This window comes from Streptomyces sp. OR43, assembly GCF_008042275.1.
In the GTDB taxonomy this organism is placed as follows: Bacteria; Actinomycetota; Actinomycetes; order Streptomycetales; family Streptomycetaceae; genus Streptomyces.
In genome coordinates this window covers 488,713-500,441 of record NZ_RDBK01000001.1, presented here as the reverse complement: position 1 = coordinate 500,441, position 11,729 = coordinate 488,713, and the positions used below count along the sequence as shown (strand labels likewise).

The following is an 11,729-nucleotide window of genomic DNA, read 5'->3' as shown; positions in this document are numbered from 1 at the left end:
CCGAGGGCGCGGCGGAAACACCCACCCGTGGGTACGCGAACAGCCTGGCCACACGCGGGGGACGCAGACAGTCGGGAACACTCCTGACACCGGCGCCGCCCCGACCGGGGCCCGGAACACCGTCCGGGCGCTCTAGGGTCGCTGGCACGATCAGCCACCTGCCGCTGAGGAGACACCGTGCCCCCGATAACGACCTTCTCCGTCGACGCCGCCTTCAACGGACCCCCCACCAGCGCCAACGGCGGCTACGCCTGCGGTGTTCTGGCGGAGCTCGCCCGGTCCGCCGGCCATCTCAACGGCCCGCTCGCGGTCTCCCTGCACCTGCCGGTTCCACTGGACACACCGCTCGCCTACCGGCCCGCCGGACGGCGTGGTCATGCCTGGCACGGGGAGGACGTGGTCGCCACGGTCACGGCGGCGAACGGCGACGCGACCGTGCCTGCCGCCGTCTCCGCCACGGCGGCAGCGGTGGCGCAGGAGTCGTTCAGCGGGGCCGGCCACCCGTTCCCGACCTGTTTCGTCTGCGGAACCGAGCGGGAGAAGGACGGCCTGTCGCTGCGACCGGGAGCGGTCGAGGGCCGTCCGGACACGGTCGCCTGCGGCTGGCGCCCGCGCCCCGAACTGGCCGACGCCTCCGGTCTCGTACGGCCCGAGGTCGTCTGGGCCGCCCTGGACTGCCCCGGCGGCTGGACGACCGATCCGGTCCGGCGTCCCAGGCTGCTCGGCCGGATGACGGCCGGGATCGACGAGCGCCCGCGCGCGGGAGCGGACTATGTCGTGGTGGGCAGGCTCGACGGCGTCCAGGACCGCACCGCCACCAACGTCACGGCCCTGTACGAGGCGGAGACGGGCCGTCTGCTGGCCCGGGCGAGCGCCCTCTGGATAGCCATCGACGCGGACCCCGCGGCCTGAGGAATCCGCGCGAGCGCGAAACGGCGTACGGGGCTCCGCCTTCGGTCCGAAGGCGGAGCCCCGTACGCCGTTGGGTGACGGCTCCGGTCCGGTCAGCGGGCGCTGAGCGGGCGCATGTCCGTCCAGACGGTGTCGATGTGTGCGAGGCACTGCTCCTTGGACCCGGTGAAGCCCGCCTCGCTCCAGCCGTCCGGGAGATCCCGCCCGGCCCGCCAGATCGAGTACTGCGCCTCGATGTTGACGACCACCTGATAGTCCTGGGTACCACCGGCCATGTGAACCTCCTGATGTGGTGCGCCCCGACGGACGCCTTGTACCGTTACCTGTCCTGGATCGAGTCCGGTGCGGACGAGCCGGGCGTCCGGGGCGGCGACCTCCGTCGCGGGAGCCGTCGGATGCGGCCGCCCATCAGACGGTGAACTCCGTTGCCACCAGGGTGAAGCCGGCGTCCCAGGCGGCCCAGGCGACATCGGCGGGCGGGTCCTGTGCCAGCGCCCCTTCCGGGAAGCCAGAGGATTTCGCCAGCAGTCGTAGCCGCAGTGGCCCGTCGCCCGCGACCTTCAGCCGGAGCTCGACCCCCTCGGAGGGTGGTGCCACATAGGTGAACCCCCAGCCCCAACGGCCCTTCACCCCGGGCCTGTTGTTCCCGCCGGGCCACTTCTCGCCCGCCACGGTCAGGCTCCGTACGCCGCCGCTCCCGGTGTCCGCGTACAGCATCAGCTGACTGGCCGCGCCATGGGCGGCGCCGATGCGTACGGTGACCTCGCGCGATCCGTCGGTTCCCCGCCGGGTGGAAAGCACGCGCGCGGTCGGCGCCGGGGCCTCGGCCCGCGGCGCGGGGCCGGTGCGCCACTCGTCCGGCTCCTTGAGATAAGGGAACTCCGCCGCCAGCGGCTCGGTGTCCGCGTCCACGTACGGATCGAGCCACGGATGGCTGCCCCGCCCGGAGCTCACCCAGCGGGCTCCCTTCCCGTCGGCGACGTAGACCATGCTGACCTGGGACGGGTGTCCGCTGTCCGTGCCGTCCCGGGCCACTCCGACCCCGCAGACGACGACGCCCGCGAGGGCCGCCGCACCTGCCCCGAGGAACAGCGGCCGCCGCGCCAGGGGACGGGCGAACGGCGCCGCCACCAGGGCGACGAACAGCACGAGGACGACCAGCGGCGCCATGGCGAGCACCAGGCCGAGCGCGGCGAAGAGCAGCGCCACCATGGGGGCCAGCAGCGCGGCGCCGGGCACGGCCGGAAGTGCCGCGACCGCGGCACGCCAGGGTGAGGACGCCGGCAGCCGGACCGCGGCGGCGAACCCCGCCGCGCCGGTCAGGGCGGGCCAGAGGAACAGGTACGAGGCGCCCGGGACGAGCAGCGCGGTGAGCAGGGTGAGGAAGGTCAGCCAGCAGGTGACCGCCGCGGTGAGCTCAAGAAGGCCGCATCTGCGCCGCAGCACCGTCGCCCAGACCCAGACGGCCACCGCGGTCACCAGGCACAGGCCGAGCGCGGTGGGGCCCGGACGGTAGGGGTCTCCGAAGATGAAGCCCGCGTAGTGCGGCCGGACGAGGGTCATCAGCTGCCAGCCCGCCCAGCCGACGGCGGCGGCCGTGATCAGTGGCAGGGGCACCGTGGCGGCGGCGATCGTCAGCGCCCGGCCTCCGACGGCGCGCCGCCGGAGCGCGAGCCACACGACGAGGGCGGATGCGGCCACCGCGATCCCCGCCAGCGGCAGCACCAGGGCGCCCGGATAGCGCACCAGGAGCGGACCGAGGGTGAAGTAGGTGGCCTCGCCGCCGCTGSCGGTCGCGGCGATGTCGGCCGCCGCCAGGCTCCTGGTGGCGCTCAGGACCGTGGCGCCCATGTCCTGGAGGGAGGCCTTGCTGGAGTTGGCGAGCTTGTCCTGGGGCGTGTCGTAGTTCGCCGACGTACCGACGTTGGCGAAGTTCATGCCGGTGAAGCCGGCCTCGCGGAAGACCGTGAAGTCGGTGTTGTTGGGAAGCAGCCGGTACACCTCGTAGGCGAGCGAGGTGGTGACCGGCGCGTGGTCCGCCAGGGCGGGCACGAGCGCCGCGTTGTGCGCACCGGTCTCGAACATGACCGCACGGCCCGAGGTGCCGCGGGACTCCAGATTGAGTACGACGGTACGGTCCGCATCGCCCCGGTCCGCGGCGGCGAGCCGGCCCCGGGCGCCCATCAGGCCCGGCTCCTCGGCGTCGGTGAACAGGACGGTGACGTCGTTGCGCGGCGCGGGGCCCGACCGCAGTGCCCGCACGGTTTCGAGGAGCGTCGCCACTCCGTGCGCGTCGTCCGTGGCGCCCGGCCCGATCTCCACGGAGTCGTAGTGGGCCACGACCAGTACCCTGCCCGTCGGGTCGCTGCCGGGCAGCGTGGCCTCGATGTTCTGGACCGGGGCGGCCATGGTGTGGCCGGGGGTCCGGTCGACGCCGAGCTCCTTGTGGACCACCGGGTCCAGGCCGAGTCCGCGGAGTTTCTGCACGAGTTGGTCCCGTACCCGGTCGTGTGCGGCCGACCCGACGGGGCGCGGCTCCGTCGCGATCTGCTCGACGTGGGCGTGGGCCCGCGTGGCCGAGAACTCCGCGGCGGGCGCGTCGGCCGGCAGCGGGTCGGGCGGTGTGGCGACGGACAGCACACCGAGGACCGCCACGGCCAGCGTGGCCAGGAGGACCAGCAGGCCGGGCAGCCACCGGCGGCCGGGTCCGTGTGTCTGCCCCGGGTCCGCGGCGGTGGCGGGGAGCTGGATCTCGCGCAGGGTCATTCGCCGTCCGTTCCTGTCGGTGTGGCCGGACTCCCGGCGCCCTCGCGTCCGGGCGGGGTGTCCTGGTCCGGGACGTGGCCGATCCTGCGGTTGGAGAGCAGCGGCAGGGCCGCGCACGTGACCCCGGCGAGCACGACGGCGGCGAGGAAGAAGGGCGCGCGCAGTCCGAACCGGTCCGCGGTCAGCCCGCCCGCGAGCCCGCCGAGCGGCGAGAGGCCGTTGATGACCAGCCGGTAGGCGCCGTTGATCCGGCCGAACCTGTCCGGCGGAATGAGTGCCTGGCGCAGCGTCGTGGTGACCACGTTGACCAGGGCGACGCTGATCCCGGCGAAGGCGAAGACGACGGCGGCGACGAGCGGCTGCGAAGTGATGCCGCCGAGCACGAACACGAACGGGCAGATGCCGAGTGACAGTTGGAGGACGCGGCCGCGGCCGAGGCCGGCGATCAGCTTCGGCGCCAGGGTCAGTCCGGCGAGCCCGCCGACCGCGATCACCAGGAGCAGCAGGCCGTACACCGTCTCGCTGACGTGCAGCACGTGCAGGGCGTAGAGGACGGCGACGCCCATCACCGCGAGGACCGCGAAGTTCAGCAGCCCCGCCATCACACACATGGTGCGCAGCAGCGGATGGCGCCACAGCCAGACCACGGCCTCGCCGGTCTGGGAACCGAGCAGCCGCAGTGTGACCCGGCCCTCGTCCGCGGCCGTGCGGCCCGATGCCGGCCGTACTCCGAAGATGAGGAGCGCGGAGAGGGCGAAGCAGACCGTGGCCAGTCCGAAGGGCAGCAGATGGGCGGTGGCGAACAGTGCGGTGCCCACGGGTGCGCCGAGGAACTCCATCGTCACCAGGCGCCCGGTCAGCAGTTTGCTGTTGGCCGAGTCCAGCGAATGGGAGCCGGCCACGTCGGGCACGACGGCCTGGGACAGGTTGTCCGCCATGGTCTCGATCGAGCTCAGCAGAAAGGCCGTGACCGCCAGGACGGTGATGGTGACCCGGTCCCCGACGATGGCCGACACGAAGCCCGCCAGGACAACGGCCCTGGCCACATCGCAGATCCAGAGCATCCGCCAGCGGTCGAGATGGTCGATCAGGGTGCCGGAGAACGGGCCGACGAGGACCCACGGCAGTTGGCCGGCGACCGCCACCATCGACACCTCGACGGGGTCGCTGGAGACGGTGGCGGCGTACACGGACAGGGCGAATATCCGGACGCCGTCACCCAGCCCGGAAATCGAGGTCGCGGTCCACAGCCGCCAGAATCCTGCCCCGAAGCGGCGTTTCGGCACCGTAGCGGTGCTCGGTTCGGCCACCACGGGCGCCTCCTTTCTGAGGCACTTGAGCAGCAGAGGTACGCCGATACTGGCAACCCCGCGCCGCGGGCAGCAGTCGGGGGAATCCCCCACGGCGGCGGCCCGTGCGCCCGCCGGTCAGGGAGCCTCCTGACCCGCACCCGTCCGGCCACGCGGTTCGGCCGGTTTCGCGCAGGGGACCCGCGGGGCCGCGGCGACGCGCGCGCCCCTCCCGATCGGGCGAAAGGCCCTAGGGTACGCGCATGATCACCCCTGCCGCGCAGCACCTGCGGGTGCTGCCCTCCGAGTTCACCGTCGAACAGCTGCCGGCCGGGCAGCTGCCGCCGGACGGTTCCTGGTACGTCCTGCACCGGGCGCCGGAAGGCCTGACCGTGGTGAGCGAGATACCGCCGGACCCGGCGGCGGAGCCCGACGCGCCCGGTGCTCCGGAGCGCTGGGCCGGTCTCTACGGCGAGACGTCGCACGGCCTCGACCTGCCCGGCATGCTGGCGGCCGTGCTCGGCCCGCTCGCGGCAGCGGGCGTCCCGGTGTTCGTCTCGTCGAGCTACCTCAGCGACCTGGTCCTGGTGCCCTGTGAGCGCCGGGCCGAAGCCTGTTCCGTACTGCGGGAGGCGGGCCACACCGTGACCGGGTGAGGGCGTCCGCCGCCGCCGGGCCCCGGTGTCAGGAAGGTTCCCGACTGCCTGGCGGCACCGGACCACTGCCAGCCTTTCGCGAACGGCCCCGACCCTGGCCGTTGACTCCAGGAGGCTGAACGTGGGACTGGCACATGTCGAAGAAGCCGAAGACCTCGAGATCCGGGCGGACGACGGTGTGCCCTGCCTGGCACTGGACGGGCAGGAGAGCGCGACGGTCCGCGACATCGCCGACACCCTCCTCGACGAGGACCCGGAGCGCCCTCTCGAGGACCGGCTGAACCGCATCTCGGTCCGCTCCCACGAGCTTCCGTTCCGCCTGCGTCGGCGGCTCACCGATTTCCGGCTCACCGGGCAGCCGTACGGGGGCCTGGTCGTCTCCGGGCTTCCGCTGGACGCCGCCGCGCTCGGCCCGACCCCGCTGGAGTACACCGACGATCCCCGGAGCCGCGAGACGGACCGGGCGGCGGCGGTCCTCCTTCTGATCGGTTCGCTGATCGGCGACCCGATCTCCTATCTCACCCAGCAGCGCGGCCGGCTGGTCCTGGACGTCTTCCCGGTGGCCGGGCACGAGGAGTCGCAACTGGGTTCGAGCTCCACGGTCAACCTGGAGTGGCACAACGAGGACGCGTTCCATCCCCTGCGCGCCGACTGGATCATGCTGTTCTGCCTGCGCAACCCCGACCGGGTGCCCACCACCTTCGCGCCCGCCCAGGACCTGCGACTGGACGAGGAGACCCGGAGGATCCTCTTCGAGGAGCGGTTCATCATTCTCCCCGACGAGTCGCACACCGCCGCGTTCAACGAGACGACGACCGGGCTGGAGACCGACGCCTGGGCCGACAAGGCGTTCCGGCAGATCGCGGAGATGAACAGCAGTCCACGGCCGACCGCGATTCTGAGCGGCAGTCAGGAAGCCCCGTTCATCCGCATCGACCCGGCCTTCATGGAGCGCTCGCTCTCGGACCCGGCCGCCGAGAAGGCACTGGAGACCGTGATCGCGGCCTTCGACACCCGACTGCGCGATGTCTCCCTGGCCCCCGGCGAGCTCCTGCTCATCGACAACAAGCGGGCGATCCACGGGCGCCGGCCGTTCAAGGCGCGTTACGACGGCACCGACCGCTGGCTGCGGCGGATCAACGTCACGTCGAACCTCCGCGATTCCGAGGACCGCCGCTACGGCTCGCACGGACGCGCGCTGGTCTGAAACGGCGGGGCGTGTTCCGAGAGCAGCGCCGTCCGCCGAAAGGCCTCAGGGCGTGTCTGAAAGTCCCGCCTGCCCGGCGACGCCCGGCACGCCCCCAGGGGTACCCGGTCCCGGCCGGGTACCCGCACGAGGTGTGTCCGCCAGCCCGCCCACCGCGACAGGAGCCCCCCATGACCACCGCACCAGAAACCGGGTCCGCGGCGACGGACGACCGGCCGGCGGACGACGAACCGCTGATGGCCGAGACGTCCTTCAGCCAGCAGAGCCTGTGGCTGCTCGACCAGGTCGACCCGGATCAGCCGACGTACAACGTGCTCGCGGCGGCCCGCATCCGCGGCCCGCTCGACGTCACGGCGCTGCGCAGGGCGCTCGACAGCGTCGTGGAGCGGCACGAGTCGCTGCGCACGGTCTTCCACTTCGACGGCGTGGAACCGCTCCAGGTCATCCTCGACGAACTGCGGATCGAACTGCCGGTCGTCGAGGTCGCGGGCCGGGACACGGACGAGCTCATCCTCGCCGAGATCGAGCGGCCGTTCTCCCTGGACACCGGCCCGCTCCTGCGTATGCGGCTGCTGCGGCATTCACCCGAGGAGCACATCGCCGTCCTGACGATGCATCACATCATCACGGACGGATGGTCGTCAGGCATCCTGTTCCAGGAGCTGTCGCTCTGCTACGAGGCCCATGCGAGCGGCCGGCAACCCCAGCTGGAACCGCTCCCCCTCCAGTACGTCGACTACGCCGTCTGGCAGCGCGAGTCGCTGCGGGGCGAGACGCTGGCCGGCCTGGTCGACTACTGGCGAGACCGCCTCGCCGGCCTCGCACCGCTCCAGCTCCCCACCGACCGGCCGCGTCCGGCCGAACCGTCCTCGGCCGGTGCCGTGCACGCGTTCACCATCCCCACGGCCCTGGTCACCCGGGTGGACCGGCTCGCCCGTGAGCACGAGGCCAGCCCGTTCATGGTGTTCCTCGCGGCGTTCAACGTCCTGCTCGGCCGCTACTCGGGCAGCGAGGACATCTCCGTGGCCACCCCGGTCGCGGGCCGGGGCCGTTCCGAACTCGCCGGGCTGATCGGGTTCTTCGTCAACACCCTGCCCCTGCGCGTCGACAGCTCCGGCGATCCCGCCTTCACCGAGCTGATCGCCCGGGCCCGGGAGGCCTGTCTCGGTGCGTACGCCCATCAGGAACTGCCGTACGAGAAACTGGTGGAGGAGCTCCGGCCGGCGCGCTACGCGGGGCTCGGTGGGCCTCTCTCGCAGGTCATGTTCTCCCTGCAGAACCTGCCGCAGGAGGGCTGGTCGGCGGGCGGACTCTCCTTCGAGGCGATGCCGGTGGCCACGCGCACCGCGAAGTTCGACCTCTCGCTGGAGATCACCCCCGGGCCGGAGGTCGCCGACGCCACCCTCGAGTACAGCACCGAGCTGTTCGACGCCGGAACCGTCGAGCGGATGGCACGGCAGTTCGTGACCTTGCTGCACTCCGTCGCCACCCGGCCGCAGGAGCCCGTCTCCCGGCTGCGGTTGCTCGACGAGGACGAGCGCGAGCTGCTCCTCGGCTCCGCCCGTGCGTCCGCGTCGGATGCGGAGGAGCAACCCGACTGCCTGCACCGGGCGTTCGCCCGCCGGGCCGCCGCGGCGCCCGATGACGTCGCCGTGGTCTGCGGGGCGCGGCGGCTCACCTACGCGGAACTGGACGCCGCCGCGGACCGGCTCGCCTGGCACCTGCGGGACCGCGGCGTCGGGCCCGGCACACCCGTGGCCGTACTCCTGCCCCGCTCGCCCGAGCTGATCACCGCCTACCTCGGTGTACTCAAGGCCGGTGGCCACTATGTGCCGCTCGACCCGGACTACCCGTCCGACCGGATCGACTACATGGTGACCGACTCGGACGCGTCGCTGGTCATCACCACGGCGGAGTGCGCCGCGCAGCCGTGTCTGCGGGGCCGTGAACCCGTGCTGCTCGACGCGCTGCCGCCCGCGGCCCGCCAGGGACCGCCGCCGGACGAGGCCACACCGGACCAGCTCGCCTACCTCATCTACACCTCCGGCTCCACCGGACGTCCCAAGGGCGCCATGAACACCCACCGCGGCGTCACCGCCTTCGCCCGCGCGCTGGCCGGCTCCCTCGGCTTCACCCCGCGGGACAGGGCCCTGCAACTGGCACCGCTGGGCTTCGACGTGGTCGCCGAGGAGGTCTATCCGCATCTGCTCACAGGCGGCTCGATCGCCCTGCCCGACGGTAAACCCCCGCTGGCGACCGAGGAGTTGTGGGAACTCGTCGCGGAGACCGGTGCCACCGTGCTGTCCACCACGCCCAGCCGGCTCGGCGCCATCACGCAGGCCGAACGGGAGGCGGCGCCTTCCTGCCTGCGCATCCTGATCTTCGGCAGCGAGGCGGCACCCGCGCTCGGCCGACTGCTGCCGTGGCGGCAGTGGCCCGGCCGGCTCGTACAGGTCTACGGCGTGACCGAGGCCGCGTGCACCTCCGTGGCGGCGCCCGTCGACTACGACGGCCCCGCCGACGCCATCGCCCCGCTGGGCCTTCCGCTGCCGCACTGCCGGGCCTACGTGCTGGACGCGTGGCTGGAGCCGGTGCCGCCGGGTGTGGCGGGCGAGCTGTGCCTGGCCGGCCCGTCGGTCGGCCGGGGCTACCACGCCCGTCCGGGCCTCACCGCCGAACGCTTCGTGCCCGACCCGCACTCGGCCGAGCCGGGCGCCCGGCTCTACCGCACCGGCGACGTGGTGAGCCGGCGCGCCGACGGCACCCTTCAGTTCGTCGGCCGGTCGGACGAGCAGGTGAAGATCCGGGGATACCGGGTGGAGCCGGGCGAGGTGGAGGCCGTACTGAACCGGCACCCCGGACTCTCCGGCGGCGCGGTCATCGCCCGGCCGGACGCGCTGGGCGCCCAGCAGCTGGTGGCGTACCCGGTGCCCGTGGCGGGTGCTGAGGCCGGCCCCGCGGAGCTGCGGGAATTCCTGGCCGAGCGGCTGCCGGAATGGATGGTTCCCGCCCTGTACGTGCCCCTGGACGAGCTCCCGCTGACCGCCAACGGCAAGATCGACCGGGCGGCGCTGCCGGACGCGTCGGGAGCCGCCGCGTCAGCGCGGTACGAGGCCCCGCGGACCCCGGTGGAGGAGGAACTCGCCCATATCTGGTCGGAGCTCCTGGGCCTGGAACGAGTCGGCGTCCACGACAACTTCTTCGATCTGGGCGGCCACTCACTGCTCGCCGTCCGGATGCTCGCCGAGGTGAGCGAGACGCTCGGCATCCAGGTCCCGATGCGGATCCTGTTCACGATCGAGCCGACGGTCGCCGAGGTCGCCCGGCACATCTTCGAACTGCTCCTGGCGGACAGCGGGGACAGCACGGACTACGCGGACAGCGCGACCGAGGGGGCCGGAGCATGACGGCGGGCCCGGCCGACCTGGCCGCGCGCGCACGCATCGAGGCCTCCCTGCTGGCCCGGCGCGCACGCACGGGCCGGTCCGCGGTCCCCCGCCTGCCGAGGAGCGAGGGCGACAACCGTTTTCCGCTCTCACCGGTCCAGCACCTGATGTGGCAGCTGCACCACGACTCGCCCACGCGGAACAACTGGGTCACCCTCGGAGGCATCAAGCTGTTCGGAGCTCTGGACATCAGCGCACTCGAACGCGCCTGGAGCGCCCTGGCCGACCGGCACGAGGCCCTGCGGACGGTGTTCACCACCGACGGTCAGGGCGAGCCCTCGCAGCTCGTGCGCGCGCCCGGAACCGCCCGCCTGTCCTTCCAGGTCGTCGAAGTGACACCGGAGGACGCCGACGACGCGATGGGGGCCTTCTTCGACGAACCCTTCGACCTGTGCGCCGATCCGCCGGGACGGCTGCGGATCCTGCGGGTGGGGCCGGACGAACACCACATCGCCATCGTGGTGCACCACATCGTCAGTGACGGCCACACCATGTCGGTGCTCATCGAGGAACTGACCACGCTGTACTTCGCCTGCTCGGCCGGGCTGCCTTCACCGCTGGCACCGCTCCAGGTCCAGCCCGCGGACCTGGCCGCCTGGCAGGACGACCGGCTGACCACGGCCCGGCGGCAGCAACTGCTCGGCTACTGGCGGACTGCCCTGGAAGGCGCCTCCGTTCCGCTGCCGCCCGCCGACGTACCGCCGCGGCCGGGGGCCGACTGCACCGGGCGGACGTATCAGCTGCCGGTCTCCGAGCAGACCGTGTCCGGGCTGCGGCAGCTCGCCAGGAAACAGGGAGCCACCCCGTTCATGGTGAGTCTGGCCGCCTTCCAGGTACTGCTCGCCCGCTACACGGGGATACGCGACGGAGCGGTGACGACTCCGTACTCCTGCCGGGACCGCCCGGAGGCCGACCGCCTCGTCGGCGTCTTCATCAACCTGTTGCTCGTACGGGCGGATCTCTCCGGCGATCCCACGTACCTCCAGGTCCTGGAACGGGTGCGCGACCGGACGGCGGCGGACTTCGAGCACCACGACCTCCCGGTCGCCGAGGTGATCGAGGCCCTCGGCCACGAGCCCGCGGCCGGCCGGCGCGAGATGCTGCGCACCCTGTTCACCGAGGAGGACAACCCCGCCGTACCCGATGAGGCCGAGGAGATCCTGCGCAGCGAACTGGTCATGGATCCACCGTGGCACCAGGCCGAGCGGGACTTCACGCTCCGGGTGACGCATGACGCGACGGCCGGGACCCGGATCATCGTCACGTACCGGACCCATACGTACACCGCCGCGCGGGTCCGGGACATCGCCGCCGACTACCGTGACCTGCTGGACCGCATCGCGGCCGATCCCTCGTTCCGCGTCTTCGACGACCGTGGCGGGCCGCCCCTGCGGGTGCCGTCCTCGCCTCCGGTCGTGTGCGGAACCTGACCGGCCGTCGTCGGCGGCGCATG

General features: G+C 72.5%; 8 protein-coding genes. 5 read left to right on the top strand and 3 right to left on the bottom strand.

Annotation, left to right across the window (positions count from 1 at the left end; translation table 11 throughout):
- The first annotated feature begins 177 nt into the window (after positions 1–177).
- Complete coding sequence (locus tag EAO72_RS02235) at positions 178–912, top strand: hypothetical protein (protein ID WP_148015467.1); 735 nt, start codon at positions 178–180, stop codon at positions 910–912.
- Between the two features lie 92 nt (positions 913–1,004).
- On the opposite strand, the gene EAO72_RS02230 is transcribed toward EAO72_RS02235, so the two are convergent.
- The 3 genes from EAO72_RS02230 to EAO72_RS02220 form a co-directional block, all read right to left on the bottom strand.
- The gene (locus EAO72_RS02230) at positions 1,005–1,187 is read right to left on the bottom strand and encodes an MbtH family protein (RefSeq protein ID WP_148015466.1); all 183 of its coding nucleotides are present in this window, start codon (positions 1,185–1,187) and stop codon (positions 1,005–1,007) included.
- 133 nt (positions 1,188–1,320) lie between these two features.
- Positions 1,321–3,678, bottom strand: a complete 2,358-nt coding sequence (locus EAO72_RS02225; RefSeq protein WP_148015465.1) for a M20/M25/M40 family metallo-hydrolase — start codon at positions 3,676–3,678, stop codon at positions 1,321–1,323.
- Complete coding sequence (locus EAO72_RS02220) at positions 3,675–4,991, bottom strand: MFS transporter (protein WP_222724061.1); 1,317 nt, start codon at positions 4,989–4,991, stop codon at positions 3,675–3,677. The genes EAO72_RS02225 and EAO72_RS02220 overlap by 4 nt, the downstream gene beginning before the upstream one ends.
- 239 nt (positions 4,992–5,230) lie before the next feature.
- On the opposite strand from EAO72_RS02220, the gene EAO72_RS02215 reads away from it, so the two are divergent.
- The 4 genes from EAO72_RS02215 to EAO72_RS02200 all read left to right on the top strand — a co-directional run bounded on the left by EAO72_RS02215 (position 5,231) and on the right by EAO72_RS02200 (position 11,706).
- Positions 5,231–5,623, top strand: a complete 393-nt coding sequence (locus tag EAO72_RS02215) for an ACT domain-containing protein (RefSeq protein ID WP_148015464.1) — start codon at positions 5,231–5,233, stop codon at positions 5,621–5,623.
- Between the two features lie 121 nt (positions 5,624–5,744).
- Positions 5,745–6,830: a guanitoxin biosynthesis L-enduracididine beta-hydroxylase GntD gene (gene gntD / locus EAO72_RS02210; RefSeq protein ID WP_148015463.1), complete on the top strand. Its 1,086-nt coding sequence runs from the start codon at positions 5,745–5,747 to the stop codon at positions 6,828–6,830.
- A gap of 170 nt (positions 6,831–7,000) precedes the next feature.
- On the top strand, positions 7,001–10,237 hold the full coding sequence (locus EAO72_RS02205) for a non-ribosomal peptide synthetase (protein ID WP_148015462.1): 3,237 nt from the start codon (positions 7,001–7,003) through the stop codon (positions 10,235–10,237).
- Entirely contained in the window at positions 10,234–11,706 is a 1,473-nt protein-coding gene (locus EAO72_RS02200) for a condensation domain-containing protein (protein WP_148015461.1), read from the top strand. The genes EAO72_RS02205 and EAO72_RS02200 overlap by 4 nt, the downstream gene beginning before the upstream one ends.
- Positions 11,707–11,729 lie beyond the last annotated feature (23 nt).

What these genes read in the sequence shown, in the direction of transcription:
- EAO72_RS02215 (WP_148015464.1), top strand. Translation starts at nt 5,231, where the DNA reads ATGATCACCCCTGCCGCGCAGCACCTGCGGGTGCTGCCCTCCGAGTTC.
- EAO72_RS02230 (WP_148015466.1), bottom strand. Translation starts at nt 1,187, where the DNA reads ATGGCCGGTGGTACCCAGGACTATCAGGTGGTCGTCAACATCGAGGCG.
- EAO72_RS02200 (WP_148015461.1), top strand. Translation starts at nt 10,234, where the DNA reads ATGACGGCGGGCCCGGCCGACCTGGCCGCGCGCGCACGCATCGAGGCC.
- EAO72_RS02205 (WP_148015462.1), top strand. Translation starts at nt 7,001, where the DNA reads ATGACCACCGCACCAGAAACCGGGTCCGCGGCGACGGACGACCGGCCG.